The 25,742-nt window shown below is 41.9% G+C and carries 23 protein-coding genes; all 23 read left to right on the top strand.

Annotation, left to right across the window (positions count from 1 at the left end; all coding sequences use genetic code 11):
• The first annotated feature begins 7 nt into the window (after window positions 1-7).
• The 23 genes from rbfA to AC25Y6_RS03120 all read left to right on the top strand — a co-directional run bounded on the left by rbfA (window position 8) and on the right by AC25Y6_RS03120 (window position 25,739).
• Window positions 8-358, top strand: a complete 351-nt coding sequence (gene rbfA / locus AC25Y6_RS03230; RefSeq protein ID WP_482103957.1) for a 30S ribosome-binding factor RbfA — start codon at window positions 8-10, stop codon at window positions 356-358.
• A gap of 85 nt (window positions 359-443) precedes the next feature.
• Window positions 444-1,355: a tRNA pseudouridine(55) synthase TruB gene (truB, locus tag AC25Y6_RS03225; RefSeq protein WP_488142043.1), complete on the top strand. Its 912-nt coding sequence runs from the start codon at window positions 444-446 to the stop codon at window positions 1,353-1,355.
• Between the two features lie 14 nt (window positions 1,356-1,369).
• Window positions 1,370-2,317, top strand: a complete 948-nt coding sequence (locus tag AC25Y6_RS03220) for a bifunctional riboflavin kinase/FAD synthetase (RefSeq protein ID WP_488142042.1) — start codon at window positions 1,370-1,372, stop codon at window positions 2,315-2,317.
• A 128-nt stretch (window positions 2,318-2,445) separates the two neighbouring features.
• Window positions 2,446-2,715 (top strand): 30S ribosomal protein S15, encoded by a 270-nt coding sequence (gene rpsO / locus AC25Y6_RS03215; protein ID WP_482100484.1) that lies wholly within the window; start codon window positions 2,446-2,448, stop codon window positions 2,713-2,715.
• Between the two features lie 296 nt (window positions 2,716-3,011).
• Window positions 3,012-5,129, top strand: coding sequence for a polyribonucleotide nucleotidyltransferase (gene pnp, locus AC25Y6_RS03210; RefSeq protein ID WP_482100485.1), 2,118 nt, complete (start codon window positions 3,012-3,014; stop codon window positions 5,127-5,129).
• A 123-nt stretch (window positions 5,130-5,252) separates the two neighbouring features.
• Entirely contained in the window at window positions 5,253-6,500 is a 1,248-nt protein-coding gene (locus tag AC25Y6_RS03205) for a M16 family metallopeptidase (RefSeq protein ID WP_488142041.1), read from the top strand.
• Between the two features lie 71 nt (window positions 6,501-6,571).
• The gene (locus tag AC25Y6_RS03200; RefSeq protein WP_482100487.1) at window positions 6,572-6,850 is read left to right on the top strand and encodes a YlmC/YmxH family sporulation protein; all 279 of its coding nucleotides are present in this window, start codon (window positions 6,572-6,574) and stop codon (window positions 6,848-6,850) included.
• On the top strand, window positions 6,837-7,610 hold the full coding sequence (locus tag AC25Y6_RS03195; protein WP_488142040.1) for a hypothetical protein: 774 nt from the start codon (window positions 6,837-6,839) through the stop codon (window positions 7,608-7,610). The genes AC25Y6_RS03200 and AC25Y6_RS03195 overlap by 14 nt, the downstream gene beginning before the upstream one ends.
• 12 nt (window positions 7,611-7,622) lie before the next feature.
• Complete coding sequence (locus tag AC25Y6_RS03190) at window positions 7,623-8,213, top strand: dipicolinate synthase subunit B (protein WP_482100489.1); 591 nt, start codon at window positions 7,623-7,625, stop codon at window positions 8,211-8,213.
• A gap of 177 nt (window positions 8,214-8,390) precedes the next feature.
• Window positions 8,391-9,416, top strand: a complete 1,026-nt coding sequence (locus tag AC25Y6_RS03185) for an aspartate-semialdehyde dehydrogenase (RefSeq protein ID WP_488142039.1) — start codon at window positions 8,391-8,393, stop codon at window positions 9,414-9,416.
• A gap of 27 nt (window positions 9,417-9,443) precedes the next feature.
• Complete coding sequence (dapA, locus tag AC25Y6_RS03180; protein ID WP_488142038.1) at window positions 9,444-10,334, top strand: 4-hydroxy-tetrahydrodipicolinate synthase; 891 nt, start codon at window positions 9,444-9,446, stop codon at window positions 10,332-10,334.
• Window positions 10,335-10,442: 108 nt separating this feature from the next.
• On the top strand, window positions 10,443-12,110 hold the full coding sequence (locus AC25Y6_RS03175) for a ribonuclease J (RefSeq protein WP_482100492.1): 1,668 nt from the start codon (window positions 10,443-10,445) through the stop codon (window positions 12,108-12,110).
• Window positions 12,111-12,207: 97 nt separating this feature from the next.
• Window positions 12,208-14,538, top strand: coding sequence for a DNA translocase FtsK (locus tag AC25Y6_RS03170; RefSeq protein WP_488142037.1), 2,331 nt, complete (start codon window positions 12,208-12,210; stop codon window positions 14,536-14,538).
• A 157-nt stretch (window positions 14,539-14,695) separates the two neighbouring features.
• Entirely contained in the window at window positions 14,696-15,424 is a 729-nt protein-coding gene (locus AC25Y6_RS03165; RefSeq protein ID WP_488142036.1) for a GntR family transcriptional regulator, read from the top strand.
• A 45-nt stretch (window positions 15,425-15,469) separates the two neighbouring features.
• Window positions 15,470-16,537: a BMP family lipoprotein gene (locus AC25Y6_RS03160; RefSeq protein ID WP_488142035.1), complete on the top strand. Its 1,068-nt coding sequence runs from the start codon at window positions 15,470-15,472 to the stop codon at window positions 16,535-16,537.
• A gap of 141 nt (window positions 16,538-16,678) precedes the next feature.
• Window positions 16,679-18,235: an ABC transporter ATP-binding protein gene (locus AC25Y6_RS03155; protein ID WP_488142034.1), complete on the top strand. Its 1,557-nt coding sequence runs from the start codon at window positions 16,679-16,681 to the stop codon at window positions 18,233-18,235.
• Complete coding sequence (locus tag AC25Y6_RS03150) at window positions 18,225-19,271, top strand: ABC transporter permease (RefSeq protein WP_488142033.1); 1,047 nt, start codon at window positions 18,225-18,227, stop codon at window positions 19,269-19,271. Before AC25Y6_RS03155 ends, AC25Y6_RS03150 begins: the two co-directional genes overlap by 11 nt.
• Before the next feature lies 1 nt (window position 19,272).
• Window positions 19,273-20,232, top strand: a complete 960-nt coding sequence (locus tag AC25Y6_RS03145; protein ID WP_482100498.1) for an ABC transporter permease — start codon at window positions 19,273-19,275, stop codon at window positions 20,230-20,232.
• A 154-nt stretch (window positions 20,233-20,386) separates the two neighbouring features.
• Window positions 20,387-21,661: an EF-P 5-aminopentanol modification-associated protein YfmF gene (yfmF, locus tag AC25Y6_RS03140; protein WP_488142032.1), complete on the top strand. Its 1,275-nt coding sequence runs from the start codon at window positions 20,387-20,389 to the stop codon at window positions 21,659-21,661.
• A gap of 1 nt (window position 21,662) precedes the next feature.
• Window positions 21,663-22,961 (top strand): EF-P 5-aminopentanol modification-associated protein YfmH, encoded by a 1,299-nt coding sequence (gene yfmH / locus AC25Y6_RS03135; RefSeq protein WP_488142031.1) that lies wholly within the window; start codon window positions 21,663-21,665, stop codon window positions 22,959-22,961.
• A complete protein-coding gene (ymfI, locus tag AC25Y6_RS03130) occupies window positions 22,958-23,692 on the top strand; it encodes an elongation factor P 5-aminopentanone reductase (RefSeq protein ID WP_482103970.1) in 735 nt (244 codons plus the stop codon). The genes yfmH and ymfI overlap by 4 nt, the downstream gene beginning before the upstream one ends.
• Window positions 23,693-24,058: 366 nt before the next feature.
• Window positions 24,059-24,856, top strand: a complete 798-nt coding sequence (locus AC25Y6_RS03125) for a DUF3388 domain-containing protein (protein WP_482100502.1) — start codon at window positions 24,059-24,061, stop codon at window positions 24,854-24,856.
• A 16-nt stretch (window positions 24,857-24,872) separates the two neighbouring features.
• On the top strand, window positions 24,873-25,739 hold the full coding sequence (locus AC25Y6_RS03120) for a helix-turn-helix domain-containing protein (protein ID WP_482103971.1): 867 nt from the start codon (window positions 24,873-24,875) through the stop codon (window positions 25,737-25,739).
• Window positions 25,740-25,742 lie beyond the last annotated feature (3 nt).

The raw sequence follows: 25,742 nt of genomic DNA, 5'->3' as shown, positions 1-25,742 counted from the left end.
ACCGCCCATGTCAATGCGTGCTAATCGCGTTGCAGAACAAATGAAAAAAGAACTTGGTGGAATCATCGGCCAAAAATTGAAAGATCCACGGATCGGTTTTGTTACAGTAACCGATGTCGAGGTGACCGGAGATCTTCAACATGCGACTATTTACATTTCAGTTCTAGGACATGAAAAGGAAAAAGAAGATACGTTGAAAGGGCTCAATCAGGCGAAAGGATTTATTCGCACTGAAATCGGCCAACGTATCAGACTTCGCATTACACCTGAGATTAAATTCGAATTCGATAGTTCCGTAGCATACGGAACTCGGATTGAATCACTTCTTAAACAGGTGAAGAACGAGGACAATCAATAAGAAATGAGTAGGAAGTCGGTGTCCCTAAGGACTTTCCGACTTCCTATTTTTACATATTAATGTAACTTCTAAGGTGGCGACATGAATGAATGGAATACTTCCTTTATGGAAAGAAAAAGGGATGACTTCGCATGACTGTGTATTCAAATTGCGAAAAATTCTTGGTACTAAAAAAGTGGGACATACGGGTACACTGGATCCGAGCGTAGAAGGTGTATTACCGATTTGTATCGGGCAAGCGACAAAAGTAGCTGAATACGTAACGGACTCTGGGAAGGAATATGTGGCACTTGTTTCCATAGGGACTTCAACGGAAACGGAAGATGCGGATGGAGCGATTGTAGCTTCAGACTTATCGCCAAAACATATTACAAGGGCCGAAATTGAAGCAGTTCTCACAAAATTAACAGGCGAAATTACTCAAATTCCACCCATGTACTCCGCTGTGAAAGTGAACGGCCGTAAACTCTACGAATATGCACGAAAAGGAATAGAGGTTGAAAGGCCAGAGCGAAAAGTTCTTATACATGAAATCGAATTGTTAGACCCTGTAGAATGGTACGCAGGAGAATCGATTTCATTCCGTATTAGGGTCGCATGCGGGAAAGGAACATACATCCGAACACTTGCGGTACAAATTGGCGAGCTATTGGGCTATCCTGCACATATGGCAGCCCTCGTCCGTACATCTTCAGGGACGTATGTGCAGGACGATTGTCGTACGTTGGATGAAGTCAGGTCACTTCAGGAAGAAGGACAAATTTCCACGATACTTCGTCCGCTGGAAGATGCACTGAGCGATTTCGTTGCCATTGAAGTCACTAAAGAGCTTCTCGAAAAAGTAGAAAATGGACAAGTGCTAACTGAGCATCCACTGCTTGAAAGTGAAGAGGTAATCGTATTTATGAATGAAGGTAAGGCACTCGCAATTTACAGGAAGCATCCTACCAAGCTTGGTCTTATGAAGCCTGAAAAAATGTTTCCATTGAACAGGTAAGGGGAGCGATTACAATGGACATTTACAAATTACATTATCCAGGAACAATAATGGTTGATAACGACTCGCATTATTCCCTTGCAATCGGTTTCTTTGACGGCTTGCATAAAGGTCATCAGACAGTGATCAACGAAGCGAAGAGAAAGGCTGAAGAACTTGGCATCCGTTCGGCAGTTATGACATTTGATCCACACCCCTCTCATCTATTTGGTGATGGTGAGAATAAGGTAGGTTATATCACGCAGCATCAGGAAAAAGTTCGGCTGCTTAGTGCTATGGGGATTGATGCTTTGTTCATCGTAACGTTTGACTGGGCGCTTGCCTCGCTTTCGCCTAAGCAATTTGTTGATATTTTCTTGAAGGAACTCAATGTTTTGCATGTCACTGCAGGATTTGACTTTACATTTGGTTCAAAGGGTGTAGGTACGATGGAACAGATGGCTGCATTGGCAGACGAAGCATTCGGTACAACGGTTATTAATAAAGTGACGGATAACGAGGAAAAGATTTCATCAACACGAATTCGGAAGCTTTTGTCTGAAGGTAATGTTGAAGAGACGAAATTGCTTCTAGGTAGACCTTTTCGGACTGTGGGCATAGTCGTTGATGGTGAGAAGAGGGGAAGACTCCTTGGATTTCCAACTGCCAACGTCATGCCTGAGAGTAGTACAGTGTTACCTGCAAATGGTGTCTATGCAGTGTGGTTTATTGTGGAAGGAAAAACTTATAAGGGAGTGTGCAATGTCGGCGTTAAACCGACGTTCCATGATCCGAGCGGTAGGCCCGCTGTCATCGAGGTGCATGTACTCGATTTTACCGGAGATCTTTATGGCAAAGAAGCATCTGTAGACTGGATTGGGCATATCCGCAACGAGCAAAAATTCGCTTCTATCGATCTGCTAGTTGAACAAATTGCCAAAGATAAAATTAGCGCACAAGACATTCTAGAAGCGCATCAATGATGGTTGCATTTCAAAAATAGGCATGGTACTATAAATACGTGCCAATGTGCACAAACCATTCCTTGGCATCGCGAATCACCAACGCTTGCTCGGGAACCGGGGATATCTTACTATTGGAGGTGAAGAAGATGGCTATAACACAAGAGCGTAAAAATGAATTGATCAGTGAATACAAAATTCATGAAACTGATACTGGGTCAGCAGATGTCCAGATCGCAGTACTTACAGAAGAGATCAATAACCTGACAGAACATTTCCGTCTTCATAAGAAAGACAACCACTCACGTCGTGGTCTTTACAAAATGATCGGAACTCGTAAAAGACTTTTGAGATACTTACGAGACAATGAAGTTCAGCGTTACCGTGATCTTATTGCTAAACTCGGCCTTCGCCGTTAATAAGATGACTATCGAAAGTGGGCCTTGTGCCCGCTTTTTTTTGTGTTTTTTAAAGTGTTTGGTGTCAGTAACTGGTACAATGCGTTTCGACCTGTTCAAATCTCCACAAAAAATCAAAACTTCATTAATTACCTTGTTCTATATTAGAAACGACAATAAAGTGGTATACTATACAAATGTGCCATGACGACGGTTAATGATGATAAAAACTTGTGTTCACTGAGCGCTATCACTTACACTACTATTAATACATACACGTAAACAGTTCAGGCTGAGATGTGGAGAGGGGTTCAATTATGACCGAAAAAAAAGTATACACACTTGATTGGGCAGGACGACCGTTAACAATTGAAACGGGACAACTTGCAAAACAGGCGAATGGAGCAGTACTCGTACGCTACGGAGAAACAACAGTACTTTCAACTGCAACATCTTCTAAAAATTCACGGGGGTTAGATTTCTTCCCGCTTACAGTGAATTACGAGGAGCGTATGTATGCGGTTGGGAAAATCCCCGGTGGCTTCCTTAAGCGCGAAGGACGTCCATCTGATAAGGCTGTTTTAACAAGCCGTCTGATTGACCGTCCAATACGTCCTTTATTCGCAGATGGATTCCGTAATGATGTACAAGTCATCTCAATGGTTATGTCAGTTGATCAAGACTGTTCATCTGAAATGGCAGCAATGCTCGGTTCTTCACTTGCATTGTCGATTTCTGACATTCCTTTTGAAGGACCGATTGCTGGTATTCAAATTGGACTAATCGACGGAAAATTCATCGTCAATCCAACACCGGCACAATTGGAAAAAAGTGAGCTTGACCTTGTTGTCGCTGGTACGAAAGATGCTATCAACATGGTTGAAGCAGGCGCACAAGAAGTCGCTGAAGACATCATTCTTGAAGCCATCATGTTTGGTCATGGTGAAATCATTAAACTGATTGAGTTCCAGGAAAAAATTATTGCTGAAGTTGGCAAAGCAAAAACAGATGTTGCACTATTCACATTGGACGAAACAATTATGTCTGATATTAAAAATAGCTGCGAAACCGATCTTGTTAATGCAATCCAGACAGTTGAGAAGCATGCACGCGAAGATGCTATCAATGCTGTGAAAAACGAAGTCATTGAACGCTACAAAGAAAACGAAGCGGACGATGCGACAATGAAACAAGTAAAAGGCGTATTAGAGCACATCGTTAAAGAAGAAGTGCGTCGTCTTATTACAGATGATAAGATCCGTCCTGATGGCCGTGGTCTCGATGAAATTCGTCCACTTGCATCAGAAGTAGGCATTTTGCCACGTACACACGGTTCTGGTCTCTTTACGCGCGGCCAAACGCAAGCGCTTAGTGTTTGTACACTAGGAGCACTTGGGGAAGTACAAATCATTGATGGCCTCGGCCTGGAAGAAACAAAACGTTTTATGCACCATTATAACTTCCCGAATTTCAGTGTCGGTGAAACAGGTCCAATTCGTGGACCAGGTCGTCGTGAAATCGGACACGGTGCACTTGGAGAACGCGCACTTTCAGCAGTTCTCCCGAATGATACTGACTTCCCATACACAATCCGTCTTGTAGCAGAAGTGCTCGAGTCAAACGGTTCTTCTTCACAAGCATCCATTTGTGCTTCAACAATGGCGATGCTCGATGCAGGGGTACCACTTAAAGCACCGGTTGCGGGTATCGCAATGGGTCTTGTGAAAAAAGGGGATAACTACTCTGTCCTGTCTGATATCCAAGGGATGGAAGATCATCTCGGCGATATGGACTTTAAAGTAGCAGGAACTGAAAAAGGAATTACTGCACTTCAAATGGATATTAAAATCGAAGGTCTATCTAGAGAAATCTTGCAAGAAGCATTGACACAAGCAAAAATAGGGCGCTTGGTAATATTGAATCATATGATTACAGCAATTTCAGGACCACGTGAAGAGCTTTCGCAATACGCACCTAAAATTATTGTCATCAAAATCAACCCAGATAAGATTCGTGACGTAATTGGACCAGGCGGGAAAGTTATCAATAAAATTATCGAAGAGACAAATGTCAAAATCGATACGGAACAAGATGGTACGATTTACATTTCTTCTCCAAATAATGACATGAATACAAAAGCGAAAGCAATGATTGAAAATATTGTTCGCGAAGCAAAAGTCGGCGAATATTATATGGCGAAAGTGAAACGAGTTGAAAAATTCGGTGCATTCCTCGAACTCTTCCCAGGGAAAGATGGACTGCTTCATATTTCGGAAATTGCAGAAGAACGCACAAAAGCGGTTGAAGACGTTCTAAAACTGAATGATGAAATGTTTGTTAAAGTAATTGAAATTGATAACCAAGGACGAGTTAACTTGTCTAGAAAAGTTGTTATACTTGAAGAAAAAGAAGCAGCAGAAAAAGCGAATAACTGAATCGAATTACAATTACAGATTGAAAAGCCCCTCTTCAAGTGAAGATGGAGGCTTTTTGTTCTTTCATTAATTATACTAGGAACAGCTATAATAGAATTAAGATTAAAAGGGGGAATCAGAGAAATGATAAAAACACATCTATGCCAGAATGGCGTTAGAATCATCCATGAAACGATGCCTCATGTACGCTCGGTAGCACTCGGTATATGGGTCGGCACGGGTTCAAGGGATGAAATGGAATCAGAAGCAGGGATTGCCCATTTCATTGAACATATGCTCTTTAAAGGAACGGCAACAAGAAGCGCACGGACGATCGCAGAGGAATTTGACCGTATCGGTGGTGACGTCAATGCATTCACATCCAAAGAAATGACGTGCTATTATACGACAGTGCTTGGACACCAGGCCCCACGCGCACTTTCCATTTTGACGGATATGTTTTTCAACTCGAAGTTTGATGAAGTGGAAATAGAAAAAGAGAAATCGATTGTCCTTGATGAAATCGCGGCAGTTGAAGACGCACCTGATGATGATGTGGACGAAAGACTTTGGGCAACCATGTATCCAGAACAGCCAATCGGCAAACCGGTTCTCGGCAATGAAGAAACAATCAACAAATTTAACCGTGAAATGATAGAAGAATTTATGGAGAACAATTATACGCCCGAACGGATTGTTATTTCTCTTGCAGGAAACTATGATGAACGACTAATCAGGCTCATTGAAGTCCAATTTGGTTCATTCAAACGGACTGAAAAGGTTGAAGAACAGGCTTTTTCTACGATTCCAACATTTCATGAAGGTCTTTCGCTTAAAGCTAAAGATATTGAACAAGCACATATCTGTCTAGGCTTTCCAGGTCTTCCTGTAGATGATAAACGGATTCATGAATTAGTAGTTCTAGACAGTATAATTGGTGGCTCGATGTCCTCGCGCCTATTCCAGGAAGTCCGTGAAGAGCGTGGCCTGGCTTACTCGATCCATTCCTATTTCTCGGCCTATCGAAATGCTGGAACTTTCATGATTTACGGCGGGACATCACCCGAAAACCTAAAGATATTATCCGAGACAATCGATGAAGTCATCCATTCAGTTTTGAATGAAGGCATTACTGAAAAAGAATTATATAATGCGAAAGAGCAGCTAAAAGGTGGATTCCTGCTAGGATTAGAAAGTTCAGAAGCTAGGATGCATCGCAATGGTAAAAATGAGCTTATTTTGCAAGAACATAAAACAGCCGATGAAGTCGTTTCCCTGATTGACAAAGTCGAATTGAATCAAGTTTATAGAATGGCAAATGATATTTTTACAGGAAAGCGAGCTATTTCAATAATTGCACCAAAAGACATTATAAACGAATATAAAAAATGATTTTCGTGTCAGTCAGTTTTTCCTTGTTCAACTCATATGATGAATGGAGATGAAAGAAAGGGGATTTGACGATGCTACTATCAGAACTTGCTCAAAAGGAGCTTATTCAAGTTGAGGACGGTGTTCGCTATGGTTTTTTGGCGGATACCGACCTTATTTTTAATGGGAAAACAGGTGATATTATCGGATTTGAAATAAAGAAGAAATTCGGTCGCTTTTCATTCAAGAACCGTCAAGAAACTTCCGATGAATTCATACCTTGGCATGAGATTGTCTTAATTGGAGAACACCGCATTCTGTTTGGAAAAACGCATAGTATGGAAATGTTGGATAGCGATGACAGAGAATAAGTGGCTTTTTATAGGAACAGATAATAGATTAGCAGCTTGTAGTCGAATATGGTCTGAGAAAGGATTCATCAGTCACCATAGTGCGACTGATGATTTTTCTGAAAAACTTCGTGAACAGATTGAGGAACTTAAACCACAGCATATCGTTTTTCCGATTTTACAAATGGGTGGGTCGCTACCACCCGCATTGCTAGGAAAAGATACAGAACTGTATACAGGAAGGGCATCAGACGAATGGCTGATGCCCTTCAAAGAGGCTGGACTTAAAATCCATACCTATCTTAAAGAAGAACAGTTCATCTGGCAAAATGCACTACTCACTGCGGAGGGGTTCATCCACGACTATTATTCACGCACGGGCAGATGCATTTCCGGTAGATCTTTCCACATTGCGGGTTTTGGTAAAGTTGGAAAGACGACTGCGCATGCACTGGCATCCCTAGGAGCCCATATTACCGTTGTCGCTAGGTCCGATGAACAACTGGGGGAAGCATCCATTCATGGATATAAGACCGAACGTTTAACGAGTAAGTGGTCAATGCTAGAAGGTACGCTCATTAATACGATTCCCGCAAAATGGTTGGAGATTTCAGAAACCCCGGGTATGCATATTTTCGACCTCGCATCAGCCCCGGGTTGCCTAAAGGAACGGCTTTCGTCTGAATACTATACAGTACTCCTAGGATTACCGGGAAAACATTTTCCTGTTGACGCCGCAGCCGCATTAGCGGATGCGCTAGAGAGGATCTATAGAAGATGAAAGGGGAACTCCATGTTAAAGGGAAAAAGAGTAGGACTGGGGATTACAGCTTCACATTGTACGTATGAGGAAATCATTCCGGTTATCGATTCACTAAAAGATGCTGGAGCGACCGTTATACCAGTTATCACTCACTCAGTTTTAACAGCTGCAACGCGCTTCGGCACAGGGGAAGAATGGATTGCACGTATCGAAGGGGCGACGGGAGAAAAAGTAATTTCTACCATTGTTGGAGCAGAACCATTCGGTCCAAGTACCCCTGTCGATTGCATGATTATCGCACCGATGACAGGAAATTCAATGAGTAGATTTGCGAATGCTGCCACGGATTCGCCTGTATTGATGGCGGCAAAAGCTACGTTGCGCAATGATAGTCCAGTACTCATTGGAATTTCAACGAACGATGCACTCGGTTTAAATGCGATGAACCTCATGAAGCTGGTAAATATGAAAAATGTCTTTTTTATTCCGTTCGGACAGGACGATCCAATCAAAAAACCGAATTCACTTATCTCTGATTTTACACTTATGGTACCCGCAACTGTTGCAGCCCTCGAAAAAAGACAACTCCAACCATTATTGATTATTCATAAAAAAATATAAAAATACAGGGCAGAATATTCTTTTATATGATATAATTCCTCCAATGAACTGCTAACGATGTTAAGGACTAAAGTATTTCCATTAAATATGCTACATAATGTAGCGATGCGGAAATAAGACTTATTTATACACGTCCTGGTTATTTATACATCTGTATAAGCTGAAAGGGAGATAGAGATGAAAAAAGTGAATGTAGCAATAGTAGGCGCGACGGGGGCAGTTGGTACAAAAATACTTGAAAAGTTACTGGAACGTGATTATCCTGTACAAACAATTAAACTATTAGCTTCGAAGCGATCTGCAGGAAAAGAAATTACTGCAGGTGGCCTTAAATATATCGTTGAAGAAACAGTACCGGAATCATTCGAAGGCATTGATATCGCTTTTTTCAGTGCAGGAGGATCGATTTCAGAAAAATTTGCACCTGAAGCAGTGAAAAGAGGCGCGGTCGTTATAGATAATACGAGCGCATTCCGAATGAAAGACCAAATTCCTCTAGTAGTGCCAGAAGTGAACGCGAATGCTTTAAATGACCATAACGGAATCATTGCGAATCCAAACTGTTCAACGATTCAGATGGTAACAGCGCTACAGCCAATCCGTGAAAAGTTCGGTATGAACAGAATCATTGTTTCGACATATCAGGCGGTTTCAGGTGCAGGATCCGAAGCGATTGATGAACTGGAAAATCAAAGCCAGCAGTTTGAAAAACGTTCAGAGATTGAAGCAGCTGTCTTACCATCTGCATCAGCGGAACGTCACTATCCAATTGCTTTTAATGCAATTCCACAGATCGATTCATTCGATCCGTCAGGCTATACACTTGAAGAATTAAAAATGATGAATGAAACGAAAAAAATATTTGGTGATCAAGAAATTTCTGTTTCAGCGACATGCGTTCGTTTGCCTGTCGTCACGGGGCATTCCGAATCCGTTTATATTGAAATCGGTTCAGAAAATGTATCCGTGGAAGAACTTCATACTTTACTGGAAAATGCGCCAGGCGTTGTTGTCCAAGATGATCCTTCCAAACAACTGTATCCAATGCCATTATTCGCAGAAGGAAAAGACGAAGTATTTGTTGGCCGTATACGGAAAGATCCAAATCATCCAGCAGGATTCCACCTGTGGATTGTATCGGACAATCTTCTAAAAGGGGCAGCATTGAATTCAGTACAAATCGCAGAAGCTTTGATTAAATAACAAATCTCAGTAAAGGGTTGATCATAAATGGAACTTGGACAGATTGCTACAGCGATGGTCACTTCTTTTTCATCTACAGGTGAAGTCGATTACGATAGAGCAGCTAAACTGATAGAGCATTTGATTGCAAATGGAACAGATACACTGGTCGTCAATGGTACAACGGGTGAGTCGCCGACCGTTACGACTGTAGAAAAGGAAGCTATGCTGGCTTTTACAATTGAACAAGTAAATAAAAGAATACCGGTAATTGCGGGAACTGGAACGAATAGTACTGCTGAATCCATACTGCTGACAAAGCAGGCCGAAAAACTTGGGGCGGATGGTATTATGCTTGTCACGCCTTACTACAACAAGCCCAATCAAAAAGGGATGTACGCACACTTTTCAACAATTGCAGGCGAAACAGAACTGCCTGTACTGCTCTACAATATTCCGGGACGTTCCGTCGTGAATATGCTTCCGGAGACTGTTATTGAACTGTCAAAAGTGAAGAATATCCGCGCAATAAAAGAAGCAAGCGGTAGTCTTGAGCAAATGTCAGCAATCATTTCGGGAACGGACGATGGGTTCTCAGTTTATAGCGGTGACGATGCACTCACACTTCCGCTTCTTGCAATCGGCGGAAAAGGGGTCGTATCGGTAGCGGCACATGTCGTCGGAAACGAAATGCAACAGATGGTTAATGCGTTTAAACAGGGTAGAACAGAACAAGCAGGAGTAATGCACAGGGCTTTGGTTCCATTATTCCGCGCACTGTTTTCCGATCCGAATCCAGTACCTCTGAAATATGCATTGAAGAAAATTGGTGTTGAAACCGGAGGGGTAAGACTCCCGTTAGTTCCTTTTGAAGAAGTAGATATCCAATTTGATAAAGTATGGGATAACTATAAAAAGCAGTCTCATATATTTAATTAATCAAAGCCGGTAGCGAATACCGGCTTTTTTTGTTTGTACAGATAGCTACTCTCCCGTATAATGAAAATTAGTCGTTATGGACGGGAATTATTAATAGGAGGAAACAAAGTGACAAAACCAAAAAATGAAGTAATTAGAGTCATCCCACTCGGTGGAGTTGGGGAAATCGGGAAAGCGATGTACGTAGTCGAAGTCGATGAAGAACTATTTATCGTTGATGCTGGGCTTATGTTCCCTGAAGGAGAAATGCTTGGAATTGACATCGTCATACCAGATATAAGTTATATTGTAGAAAACAAAGAACGTGTGAAAGGAATCTTCCTAACGCACGGCCATGAAGATGCAATCGGCTCAATTTCGTACTTGTTGCAAAAAGTACAAGCACCTGTCTATGGATCTAAATTGACAATTGCGCTTGCAAAAGAACATCTGAAAGCGATGCCAGCACCTTCCAACGTCAAGTTTTTTGAAGTTACAAACAAAAGTCGCATGAATTTCAAATGTACGCATGTTACATTCTTTAATACGACTCATAGTATTCCAGATTCGCTTGGAATCGTTTTCCACACGAGTGAGGGAGCAATTGTCCATACAGGAGAATTTAAATTCGATCAGTCAGCTAAAGGCAAGTACCGTCCAGATATTGCAAAGATGGCCTTACTTGGTGAGGAAGGTGTTTTCATCCTCATGTCAGATTCTTCCGAAGCGGAGCGCCCGGGTTATACAACTTCCGAGTCCGTTATCGAAAAAAGCCTATCTAAAACGTTCCACGGAGCTGAAGGTCGTATTCTAGTTGCGCTTTATGCGTCAAACTTCATCCGGATTCAACAAGTTTTCGACACGGCATTTGAAACAGGTAAAAAAGTGGCAGTCGTCGGAAAAAGCTTAGAGAGTTATTTCGAAGTCGGCATGAAACTTGGTTATTTAACAATTGAGGATGATATCGTCATTCCAGTTAAGGAAATTGAAAAGTATGATGATGACCGTGTCGTAGTGATCGTGACAGGAAACCAAGGCGAGCCGCTTGAAGCGCTTGAAAAAATTGTCCGTAAACAGCATAGAGACGTTCGCATCAAAGAATCGGATACTGTTCTAATCACATTCACACCATCTCCAGGAATGGAAGTATCCATGTTCCAGACTATGAATGACCTTGCGAAAGCAGGTGCAAATGTACTCACTTCAAGTAAGAATGTTCACGTTTCGGGGCATGGTAGCTCGGAAGACTTGAAACTGATGCTGAACTTGATGCAACCGAAGTACTTCATTCCAATTCAGGGTGAATACCGGATGCTAATCGCTCACTCTAAACTGGCTCAGGAAACAGGGCTTCAAAAGGCGCAAATATTTATTGCAGACAAAGGCGATATCGTCGAATATAAAAATGATAAAATGCGCATGAGTGGACGAGTACAAGCGGGGAATATTTTGATTGATGGAATCGGTGTTGGAGACGTTGGAAATATTGTCCTAAGGGACCGTAAATTACTATCACAAGATGGGATTTTCACCGTGGTCGTTACATTGAATCGCAAACAGAAACGCATTGCTTCAGGACCAGAAATTGTTTCTCGCGGATTTGTTTATGTACGTGAATCCGAAGAGCTTTTTGATGAGTCAGTAAAACTCGTTAGAAAAATTGTAGAGAAGTATGTGAATAAAGAGACGTTTGAATGGACAAACATTAAGCAAGAGATACGCGATACACTAAGCTCTTATCTGTATCAACAGACCAAGAGAAGACCGATGATTATTCCTATCATCATGGAATACTGATTCAAGAAAATTGAATCGATAAAAACGCTTCGAAGGGTTTCCTTGCCGTCTGACCGGCGGGAAACCCTTTTTTGTAAAAAGGAGGAAGCGGAAGGAAATGGCAAAAAAGAAGGCGAACAATAAAAAGAAATCCAATGCACGGAAAAAAAAGACCACTGAATCGCAACCGTTATTATATGAAGTGATGGGCATCGCAATGATTGGACTAGCAATCATCATCATATTTGAATTCGGAGTTGCCGGAAGAGGCTTGTCCTCATTATCAAGATTCATCTTTGGGAATTGGCATGTCGCAATTCCGCTTTTACTCATTATTCAGGCACTCATGTTTATGATTAAGCAGAAAATGGGCGGCTGGAAAAATCGAATTGTCGCAGGTAGCCTTTTCATACTCGCAAGTCTGATTCTCTTTAGCCATGTCCATTTGTTCAAAGAATTGTATGAAAGTCGTGTCCTTATGACTGATTCAGTACTAAGGGAAACATGGAAAGTGCTTATTACGAATGATGGTATTACGTCAAGGAGTGGAGCACTTGGCGGTGGTATGGCAGGCGCATTTCTTTTCACCATGTTTTTTTCCCTGTTCGACTCTGCTGGAGCAACGGTCGCTGGAGTCCTATTATTTATAATTGGTCTCATACTCATAACTGGGAAAGCGCTCGTTCCATATCTTGCTGAACGATTGCCAAAGGTTGCCGGAAATATGAAAGGGACCTTTACTAGAAAAGCACAAACAGTCGAAAAAGACCGGACTGCACCAAGAACGACCCGCTCAAAATCGAAGAGAACTGAAGTTGCTGATGAACCGCCGCAAATAGACATACCGAGTTCCCAAGCGGAAATTGAGGAAGTTGTATCACAACCAATTATTTCGGCATTCAGTGAACGAATTGACAAAGCACCCAGCGATGAGCAGGCAGCAGTCGTTGAAGAAGAAAAAGAAATCACTGGTGAAATTAGTACTTATATAAAAGGTGTCACAGGAGAAGAAGAGAACGAGTCGTATATATTGCCCCCAGTAAATTTACTGAGACAGACGCCACTGGTTGATCAATCTGAAGAATACAACTCCATTCAAGCGAATGCACAAAAGCTTGAAAAAACGTTCCTTAGCTTCGGGGTTAAAGCAAAAGTTACCGAAGTACATCTTGGACCAGCTGTCACGAAGTATGAAGTGTTGCCGGACACAGGTGTTAAAGTAAGCCGTATCGTAAGCCTTGCAGATGATATCGCACTGGCACTGGCAGCAAGTGGTATCCGAATTGAAGCGCCGATACCAGGGAAATCTGCAATTGGAATTGAAGTACCAAACAGTTCCGTAGCTGTCGTCAGTCTTCGAGAAGTTATCGAAGCGAAAGAGAACAACCGTCCTGATTCAAAATTAATGATTTCGCTGGGACGCGATGTAACAGGGCAAGCCATGCTAGCAGAATTGAACAAGATGCCTCACGTGCTTATTGCTGGTTCAACGGGAAGTGGTAAAAGTGTTTGTATTAATGGGATTATCGTCAGTATTTTAATGCGTGCGAAACCGCATGAAGTGAAAATGATGATGATAGACCCTAAAATGGTGGAACTAAATGTCTATAATGGCGTTCCACATTTACTTGCACCCGTCGTCACAGATCCTAGAAAGGCATCTCAAGCACTAAAAAAAGTTGTATCTGAAATGGAACGAAGATACGAACTGTTTTCACATACGGGTACAAGAAACATTGAAGGGTACAACGATCATATCGAAGTATGGAATGAAGAAAATGAAGAAAAGCATCCACGCATGCCCTATATCGTTGTCATCGTTGATGAACTTGCAGACCTTATGATGGTTGCATCGAGTGACGTGGAGGACTCGATTACCCGCCTTGCGCAAATGGCACGTGCCGCAGGAATCCACTTGATCATTGCGACACAGCGTCCAAGCGTAGATGTCATCACGGGGATTATTAAAGCGAACATTCCGTCTCGAATCGCGTTCGCAGTATCGTCATCTATCGATTCTAGAACAATTTTGGATAGTGGCGGGGCAGAAAAACTGCTCGGCAGAGGCGATATGCTGTTTCTTCCAGCGGGTGTTGCAAAACCAGTTAGAATTCAAGGCGCCTTCGTTACGGACAGTGAAGTAGAGGCCATTGTCGATTTTGTGATTGAACAACAGAAAGCGCAATATCAAGAAGAAATGATTCCGACAGAAATAGAAGAAGTGGCACCGCATGAAGAAACGGATGACTTGTATGATGATGCTGTCCAACTTGTAACAGATATGCAAACTGCTTCAGTTTCATTATTGCAACGCCGATTCAGAGTGGGTTATTCGAGAGCTGCGCGTATAGTCGATCAAATGGAAATGCGTGGCGTTGTTGGGCCACCCGAAGGTAGTAAACCACGTCAAGTTTTGATGGGGAAAGACGATACGGATATCCACTCATGAAAAAGGAATCAAAATAGGTCCAATAAAATACCCGCAAAATCCGAACCAATAATAATTTCATTCGTGTTGTTTATTTTATAAGACAAAAGTGATATAGTATGGATGATTAGTAGTTGACGTTTAACATCAGAGGTCTGACCTCGCAGGGGGAGATGTAATGATGGTAAAGACGGATCAAAGGCATCTATATGTGCAAGTGATTGAACGTCTGAAGAGAGACATCGAACTGGGTATCTTTAAAGAAAATGAGCGTTTCCCTTCTGAGTTTGAACTTGCCCGCACGCTTGGTGTAAGCCGTGCAACACTCCGCGAAGCACTTCGTGTGCTGGAAGAGGACAAAGTCATTCTCAGAAAGCACGGTGTCGGTACATTCGTAAAGCCGAAGCCGTTATTTTCATCAGGCATTGAACAATTATCCAGCGTTTCATCAATGATTCGCGATGCGGGGATGGAACCAGGAACGATTTTCATGGATGTTTCAGAAACCATTCCATGTGAAGAGAGTCAAGCGAGATTTGAGTGCGGTGAAAATGATAATCTCGTTACGATTAAAAGAGTTAGGACTGCAGATAGCGATCCAGTTGTTTTTTGTATTGATCAGGTACTTTCAAAAAATCTTCCAGCAGGAACGGAAGAACTATTGAATGAGTCTATTTTCGATGCAATAGAAAAATCTGGCGCGATCCATATCGCTCAAGCAGTGGCACACATTGAACCAATTGGGTATGATGATGAGGCATCATCCATTCTCCGATGTGGGATAGATGTACCATTACTTGTCCTCCTACAGCATCATTACAGTGAGGAAGGCGAAATGGTCCTCTACTCTAAAAACTATTTTCGGGCTGATAAGTTCAGTTTTCATGTTGTTCGTAAAAGGGTATAAGACGTTCATACGTCCTACTAATAAAAAAACAGGGGGGTTCCAAAATTGAGCAAACGTAAATTTGGACTAGCTTTATCAATGGTTCTTGCTGCAGGTACAATTCTTGGTGCATGCGGAACGGATAAAGAAAAAGAGGGTACGAAGTCTACAGGCGGTAAGAATGAAGATACTTTTTCAATTGCAATGGTAACTGATACAGGCGGAGTGGACGACAAATCGTTCAACCAATCTGCTTGGAAAGGAATCCAAGAATACGGTGAAGAAAACAAGCTAGAAAAAGGCGATGGCGGTTTTGATTACTTAGCATCAAAAGAAGACGCTGAATACCTTCCTAACTTAAACAAACTTGTACAACGTGATTTCGACCTAATCGTAGGTGTTGGCTTCTTGTTGAAAGAGTCTATTGAAGAGGTTGCTTCACAGCGTACTGACAACAATTTCGCACTTGTAGACGAGGTTTCTGACCTTCCAAACGTAGCAAGTCTTATGTTTAAAGAGCAAGAAGGCGCATTCCTTGCAGGTGTTGCAGCTGCTCGTATGACGAAATCCGATAAAATCGGCTTTATTGGCGGTATGGAAATTCCTGTAATCGAACGTTTTGAAGCTGGATTCCTTGCGGGAGTTGCTGCAGTAAAACCTGAACTAAAAGTTGACGTTCAGTACACAGGCGACTTTGCAAAAGCGGAACTTGGTAAAGCAACGGCAAACCGTATGTACTCTTCAGGCGTAGATATTATTTTCCACGCTGCCGGCGGTTCAGGTACAGGTGTATTCTCTGAAGCAAAAGAACGTAAAAAAGCAGATCCAAATGCATATGTATGGGTAATCGGCGTTGACTCTGACCAGTATGATGAAGGTAAAGTAGGCGACGATAACATTACATTGACTTCAATGCTTAAACGTGTTGATATCGCAGTTAAAAACACTGCTGAATTAGCAGCTAAAGGTGAATTCCCAGGCGGCGAAATAACTACGTTCGGTCTTGCTGACGATGGTATCGCACTTGCAGATTCACGTGGAGCAATTCCACAAGAAGTAATGGACGAAGTGGAAGAATTCACTAAGAAAATTGCAGATGGTGAAATCGAAGTTCCGGAATTCACTAAGAAATAAGTCTGAAAAGGTATCATGAAGGTCGATTCAATTCGGTCTTCATGATTTCCATTTAAATTAATAGAATAAAGGATTCCGTAAAAGGAATTTTTTCTTGTGTTAATTTAAACTTATATACGTATATGCGAGGGAGTGAACCCAGTGGAATATGTAATTGAAATGCTGAATATCCGAAAGGAATTCGGTAATTTTGTTGCGAATGATGATATTACTCTTCAACTTGAAAAAGGTGAAATACATGCTTTATTAGGAGAGAATGGTGCAGGGAAATCAACATTGATGAATGTGCTGTTTGGCCTTTATCAACCTGACGGCGGAGAAATCCGTGTACGTGGGAAAGCGACTGCAATTACAGATCCCAATGTCGCAAACAGTTTAGGAATAGGAATGGTTCACCAGCATTTCATGTTGGTTGAAAATCTCACTGTTACTGAAAATATCATTCTGGGAAATGAACCTAAAAAAATGGGCATGATTAATGTGAAAGACGCTGCGAAAAAAGTGGCTGAGATTTCAAAGCTTTACGGACTTGATGTGGATCCATATGCAAAAATCGAGGACATATCAGTAGGTATGCAACAGCGGGTAGAAATATTAAAAACGCTTTATCGTGGGGCGGAAATCTTGATTTTCGATGAACCGACAGCCTCTCTAACACCTCAAGAAATTACTGAACTGATTTCAATTATGAAAAAGTTGATTGGTGAAGGTAAGTCGATTATCGTCATCACACACAAACTTCAAGAAATAATGGATGTGTCCAATCGGGTTACGATTATTCGTAAAGGACAGGGGATTGGTACGGTCATAACTGCCGAAACCAATCCTGAAGAGTTGGCAACACTGATGGTTGGACGTCAAGTAACATTCAAAACTGAAAAAGGACCGTCTTATCCAAAAGAGGAAGTCCTTCGCATTGAAAATCTTGTTGTTGAAGATTACCGCGGTATTCCAAAAGTGAAAGGCTTGAATCTATCTGTCCGTAAAGGCGAAATTGTAGGTATTGCAGGAATTGACGGCAATGGCCAATCGGAATTGATAGAGGCTATTACAGGTCTGCGAAAAGTGAAAAGTGGAAAAATTTTGATGGATTCAAAGGATGTCACAGGAAAAAAACCGCGTGACATAACTGAAATTGGTTTGGGCCATATTCCTCAAGACCGACACAAGCATGGTCTCGTCCTTGATTTCACTGTTGGTTATAATGCGGCATTGCAATCGTATTATAAAAAACCTTTGTCCAAAAATGGCATCATGAATTATAAACTCGTGTCTGAAAAAGCGAATGACATCATAGAAACGTTTGACGTACGGACGCAAGGGGAGAATGAGTTAGCCCGTGCGTTGTCTGGAGGAAATCAGCAAAAACTTATCATTGGACGAGAAATAGTACGTAATCCAGATTTACTAATTGCTGCACTCCCAACACGTGGGCTTGACGTCGGAGCAATTGAATTCATCCATAAAAGATTAATCGAACAGCGTGATAATGGGAAAGCCGTTCTTCTAATTTCATTTGAACTTGATGAGGTTATGAATGTTTCTGATCGGATTGCAGTTATTTATGATGGTGTAATTGTCGATACGGTTATTCCTACGGAGACAACTGAACAGCAACTAGGTCTTCTGATGGCAGGCCAATCTAAGGATCAAGCTACCTCCGAGCTGAAAGAAGGTGATGATTTCCATGTCGAATAGGTTTGTAAATATACTGGTACCTATCATCTCAATTATTCTGGGTCTGCTAGTAGGAGCAGTCGTGATGTGGTTTAGCGGATACGATCCGATTGCCGGGTATATCGCATTATGGAATGGTATTTTCGGAGATATGTACTCAATTGGGGAAACAATCCGTCAAATAAGCCCTTATTTACTAGCTGGTCTAGCTGTTGCTTTTGCATTCCGCACAGGACTGTTCAATATCGGTGTGGAGGGTCAACTAATTGTAGGTTGGTTTGCAGCAGCTTATGTGGGTATGGCGTTTGAATTACCTACAATCATCCACTTACCTTTTGCGCTTCTTGCGGCGGCACTCGCAGGAGCGCTCTGGGGACTGATACCGGGAATATTAAAAGCAACACTTCACGTGCACGAAGTTATTGTCACAATTATGATGAATTATATTGCACTTCATACAGTTAATGCGTTAATAAAAGCAGTTTCCGATGGTGGCTACAAGACAGAAAAAATTCATCCTACCGCATCACTTCGTTCAGAATTCTTATCCAATCTGACTGATTTTTCAACTATGCACTATGGAATTTTCGTTGCACTTGCGATGGTTGTAGTCATGTGGTTCATCTTGGAAAAAACGAAAACAGGCTTCGAGCTTAAGTCGGTCGGTTTCAATGACCATGCATCTCAGTATGCAGGGATGAACGTAAAGAAGAATATTATTCTTTCGATGGTAGTCTCTGGTGCATTTGCTGGACTTGGTGGAGCAATGGAAGCACTTGGAACTTTCGGTAATATGGTGACACGTAGTGCGTTTACCGGTATTGGATTTGACGGGATTGCCGTCGCTTTACTAGGTGCAAATACGCCGCTTGGTGTTGTTTTCGGTGCTTCATTGTTTGGATCATTAAAATATGGTGCTGGTAATATGCCGAATGAAGCAGGAGTTCCTGTTGAAATCGTTTCCATCGTTATTGCACTAATCATATTCTTTGTCGCTTCAGGTTATATCATCCGAGTTCTTCTGAGCAAGATGAAAAAGAAAAAGGGGGCAAAATGATATGAGTTTCCTAGAGATACTATATTTCATCATTCCGTTAACCATTTCATATGCCGCTCCTCTCATCTTCACTGCAATCGGAGGCGTATTTTCAGAACGTGCGGGTGTTGTTAACATTGGCCTTGAAGGTCTTATGGTTATGGGTGCTTTTATCGGTATTTTGTTCAATCTGTTTTATGCGGATACATTCGGGGCTTGGACACCGTGGATTGCTTTACTAGTCGCAATGGTTGTTTCTGCAATATTCTCTATTATGCACGCAGTCGCTTCGATTACATTCCGTGCTGACCAAGTCGTATCAGGGGTCGCTATTAACATGCTCGGAATTGCGATTGCTTTGTTCTCGGTAAAAATGATTTTCGACAAAGGACAGACGGATTTCATACAGCATAGTATTCCGCGCTTCAACGTTCCGATTTTACATGAAATTCCGTTTATCGGACCACTCTTTTTTAAAGGGATTTATGGGTCTTCGATACTCGCTATAGCACTTGCTTTCTTAGCTTGGTTCATCATTTATAAAACACCATTTGGTCTTCGTCTACGATCCGTCGGAGAACACCCAATGGCTGCCGATACAATGGGAATCAAAGTAACCAAAATTCGTTATATTGCAGTTATCATTTCAGGTGGACTTGCGGGCATCGGTGGAGCTATCTATTCACAGACGATGACGAATGATTTCAGTCATGCAACGATTAATGGACAAGGATTCATGGCACTGGCTGCAATGATTTTTGGGAAATGGCATCCAATGGGTGCGATGGGAGCTGCATTGTTCTTCGGATTCGCACAGGCACTTGCTATCAGCTCATCTAGTATTTCATTCATGGAAAATGTACCATCCGTTTATTTATACATCTTGCCTTATGCGTTGACGATTCTCGCACTTGCAGGATTTATCGGAAGGTCGAATGCGCCAAAAGCAAGCGGACAACCGTATATTAAAGGAAATCGATAAAAATGATACTGCCTAGATAGTCTGCTACAACAGACTTCTAGGCAGTTTTTTTGAGTAAATGACAATACTTCCGCCGGTATATTTGCATCTTTCGACTCACGGAATGTATAGTGAAGTTAGGATTCCGCATATTAACTAAAACAGAGGTGTTCATATGTTCAAAAAAGTAGTGCTACAAGAAGGCGTCACATTATATATCCGTAAGTCAGAACAATTCAAAACCGTTAACTTCTCTGTGAAGTGGAAATCGGTTCTTGATGATAAAAAATCCGCTCTTCGTGCTGTATTGGCAAATGTTTTAGAAGATTCAAATGGTCGTTACCGGACACAAACTGAATTCCGAAATGCATTAGACGAATTGTATGGAACGGTATTGTACACGGATGCAGGAAAGCGCGGGGAAACACATATTGTCTCACTGGCTGCAGAATGTGTGAACGATGAGTATTTATCTGAAGGCGGCGTTCTTGAGGAAGTTCTTGGCCTAATTCAAACTGTCATATTTGACCCAAACGCAGTGGATGGGAAATTTGATGAAACAGTTGTCGACCGTGAAAAGAGATCAGTCAAAGATCGGATTCGTTCGGTTTATGATGACAAGTCTCGATATGCTCAAAAACGTATGCTCGAACTGCTTCGGCCTAATAGCGCAGCGTCTTCATCTTCCTACGGAACGGATAAGGATGTGGATGCAATTACAGCTGCAAATCTTTACAAGACGTATGAAAGCATGATTAATGAAGATGAAATTGATATTTACGTTGTTGGTGATATCGACGAAGACGCAATGATAGAAAAAATAAAAACAACCTTCACATTCAACGCCCGAAAAGCGTATGAACGCAAAAAGGATGTAAAACAACCAGTTGTGAAATCGGATGAAGTTAAACATGTGCAGGAAAAACAGGAAATGAAGCAAGGGAAATTACACCTTGGATTCAGTACACCTGTGACTTTCCATCATCCTGACTATGCGAAAATGCAAATGACAAATGGTGTTTTCGGTGGTTTTTCTCATAGTAAGTTATTCGTAAATGTTCGTGAAAAAGAAAGCATGGCATATTATGCTTCCAGTTCGTATTCTTCGCAATATGGTCTTCTCTATGTGACTGCAGGAATCGATGCTGAACTTGAAGAGAAAGCCGTAAACCTCATCAAGGAACAACTTAAGGTACTACAGGCCGGAGATATTACAGACCTTGAAATCGAACAGACGAAGGCGTTGCTCGCTAACGGTATTAAGAGTGCATTCGATTCAGCAAGAGGGCAGATTGAAGTGTTTGATCAATACAAAGAACTTGATGAACATTTCACAGCGCAAACAATTATATCTGGTTGGGAATCCGTAACAAAAGAGGATATTAAAAAGATGGCTTCTGAAATTACGTTAGAAATCGTCTATCTGTTATCCGGCAAGGAGGCTAATTAATATGAAAAAAATTCAATTCGATAATTTGCAGGAAACATTATATAACGAAACGCTCGACAACGGACTGGATGTCTATATTCTACCGAAACGGGGATTCTCAAAAACATTCGTGACATTCACGACGAAATACGGTTCCATTGACCGGACTTTCGTTCCGCGTGGTAAAACGGAAGAAGTATCTGTTCCGGATGGTATCGCTCATTTCCTCGAACACAAAATGTTTGAAAAAGAAGATGGAGATGTATTTCAAAAGTTCAGTGTCAATGGAGCTTCTGCCAATGCGTTCACTTCTTTCACGAGGACTGCGTATCTTTTTTCTGCTACAGATAAGTTATACGACAACACGGAAGTTCTCCTCGATTTTGTTCAAGAACCGTATTTTACTGAACAGACGGTCGATAAGGAAAAGGGGATTATCGCACAGGAAATTACCATGTACGACGATCAACCCGATTGGCGCCTTTATTTCGGTACAATTGAGAATCTTTTCTATGAACATCCCGTAAAAATAGACATCGCAGGTACGGTCGCGACGATTCAAGATATCACTGCTGAACATTTGTATGAATGCTATGAAACTTTTTATCATCCGTCAAATATGGTTCTGTTTATTGTCGGAGCTGTTGATCCTGCAGAGATGATGGCATTCATCAAAAAGAACCAAGACTCAAAAACATTCGATGAGCCAGCCGAAATTGAACGCCGCTTCCCAACTGAAAAGGAAACGGCAGCCATAGCGAATCGTACACTCGCAATGGATGTGTCTAAACCGAAATTCAATATGGGGATGAAATGCAACAATACGGACATCGAAGGGGAAGAGATGCTGATTCAAGAACTCTCAGCAGGCCTTGTTCTAGATATCCTATTTGGCAGATCTTCTGAATTCTTTACGGAATCATACAAAGACGGTCTTATCGATGAATCCTTCTCTTATGATTTTACAATGGAAAAAGGATTTGGATTTGCAATGGTTGGTTCGGATACCGATCAGCCAGAAGAACTTGAAGCAGCCATTCGAAAAACGGTACGTGATGCGGCAGAGGCGTGGCCAATTACTGATGTGGAACTTAATCGGATGAGAAAGAAAAAAATAGGCCAATTTATGCGTTCTTTAAATTCACCTGAATTTATCGCCAATCAATTTACACGGTACACGTTCAATAACATGAATCTATTTGACGTTGTTCCGATACTTGAAAAATTAACGCTTGAAAAATTGAAAGAAGCATTCCATACGTTTTCAGATGAAAGCGGTCATACTGTTTATTCAATTATCCCAGCCGATAAAGCACAATGACAGACAGGAAATACTGTGTCATCCTTGGTGCATCCGGTGGGATTGGCGGAGCAATCAGTCGGAATCTGGCATCTACAGGATGGTCGTTATACCTTCACTACAATGAAAATACAGCACAAGCGCTTCTTCTTCAGTCGGAACTGATTTCGGCTTATCCGGAAGCGGACTTTCAAATAGTGCAAGCAGATTTTAGTGCAATCGACGGAGCAGACCTTCTGGCCAAACAAGTTCCTCGTGCAGGTGCAGTTGTCGTATCGAACGGTCAATCCATGCTTAAATTGTTAACGGAAACAACTGTTGGAGACATGGATGCCTTATGGAAAGTTCATGTCCAAAACCCGGCAAGGCTAATCAGTCTGTTATCGCCTCAACTGCGAGCATTTGATCGATCCTATGTCGTTGTGATTGGCTCGATTTGGGGCAATACGGGGGCGGCGGGAGAAGTGATGTATTCGGCTGTAAAAGGTGCGCAACATGCATTTGTTAAAGCATATGCAAAAGAAGCGGCCTATTCAGGAGTAAGAGTGAATGCAGTTGCCCCCGGATGGATTGAAACGCGGATGAATGCTGACATTCCATTGGACGAACGACAAATGATTATCGATACGATCCCGCTAATGAGTTGCGGGACACCAGAAAATGTCGCTGACGCAGTTAATTTTCTATTGAGCGGCAAGGCGGATTATATAACGGGTGAGATTTTGAAAGTAAATGGCGGTTGGTATATTTGATTTAACTTCATTCAGCATAAGTCATCCACTTCTATAAGTGGCGAAATGAATGCGAACGAAGTCAGCAATTCAGCGGGGGATCAAACCCTTGCTGAATGGGGAGAAATTGAGTTCCATTTCTCCTTGTTAAAGCCTCCGGCGGATGTCAGAGATTTTGAAGGGAGTTAATTGAGCAAGCTCAATTCAAAATCTGGACGCAATCACGCCGAGGCGTGATTGATCTAAGGGGAGTTCGACAATCCCCTTTTTCTTTTACTCTTTTTCCTTTTCATAATGCCTAGAATCCGCTATCATAGAACTATATTGCTTTCTGTGCGTCATATAGTAGTAGATTGTTTGAAAAATGGACAAAGGGGAGTGTGTCGGATGGGTGAATGGTATCTCGAATATGAAATTCAGGTAAACCGTCCTGGTCTTCTGGGGGATATATCATCACTACTCGGAATGCTACGCGTGAACATTGTTACAATCAATGGAGTTGACGGCGGACACCGTGGTATGCTGCTGCGGACCGAAGACGATGATCAGATCGCACGATTCGCACAAATTGCCGAGACGATGGAGACCATTCAGGTGATAAAAATCCGTGAACCGAAATTGCGCGATATTCTAGCGGTCCGACACGGGCGTTATATTCAGCGTGATGCGGATGAAAGAACAACTTTCCGTTTCCTACGAAGCGATCTTGGGATTCTTGTTGACTTTATGGCGGAGATATTTAAGCAGGAAGGTCATAAGTTAATCGGGATACGTGGAATGCCACGCGTAGGAAAGACTGAATCGGTTGTCGCAGCTAGTGTCTGTGCGAACAAAAAATGGATTTTTCTATCTTCAACAATGATAAAGCAAACACTTCGGAAAAACTTGGCAGGCGATGAGTTTTCGAAGGATAATATCTTCATTCTGGATGGAATTGTTACACGCCGTGCAGATGATGAGCGTCATATGCAACTCGTCAGAGAGATGATGCGAATGCCTTCTATTAAAGTTGTAGAGCATCCGGATATGTTTGTTAAGCATTCTGAATATAGCATTGAGGACTTCGATTACATTATCGAATTGAGAACAGATCCAGAGCAAGAAATTACATATGAAATGATGGAGAAGAACCATATGATGTCGGGCAATGGGTCGACGGACGGTTCGGGTTTATTCAATTTTTGATAGGCAGGTGTTTTTGGTGACTGGATTAGGTGACCGTCTCAAGCAGGCGAGAACGGATAAAGGTTTTACGTTGGAAGATTTACAGTCAATCACGAAAATACAGAAACGGTACCTTTCCGGTATCGAAAATGAAGATTACAGCATGATGCCCGGCTCTTTTTATGTAAGGGCATTTATAAAACAATATGCAGAAGCAGTGGGTCTCGACCCGGATGAAATGCTTACTATGTATAAGGACAGTTCTCCTGCCGTATCGGCTGAAGATGAGGCAGGACAGTTACCTTCAACGACGTTAACTCGTAGAAGGGGCTTGAAAAGCAATACCCGGTTAAATGAAATTATGCCGAAAATTATCGTTGCTTTGTTTATCATCTTCATCTTGGTTGTTGTCTGGACCCTTTCCAAAGGTACATCAGATACTTCGCCTGGTGTTGATATCATAGAGACCGATCAGCCGGTAACGATGGAGAATAGCAAACCGGATCCATCTAAGGTTGAAAATGATACGACAGACGAAGATCCAGTGGAAGAAGAACCGGAACCTGAAAAACCACAACAGGCTCTAGCTTTTGAAAGCGCAAGTGGGGAAACGTTGAATTATGAACTTACTAATGCTGAAGCGTTCAAACTTGAAATTCGTTTAAACGGAGGTTCTTGGATAGGTGTTAAAGACAATACAGGTAAAGAGTGGATGACACCCGCACGCATCATGAACACTGGGGAAACGATTGAATTCGATGTGACGGCAACAGAATCCGTCCGAATTCGGGTAGGACGTCCTAAATCAACTGAAATCTATGTGAATGGCGAACTACTTGAATATGGTGTAACGCCACAGGATACTGTTCCGCAAAACATAATGATCAAATACACGAAAGAATGATAG

The organism is Sporosarcina sp. Y1004 (genome assembly GCF_057669665.1).
The sequence above is the reverse complement of the archived record's forward strand: the minus strand, read 5'-3'. Positions and strand labels throughout refer to the sequence as shown.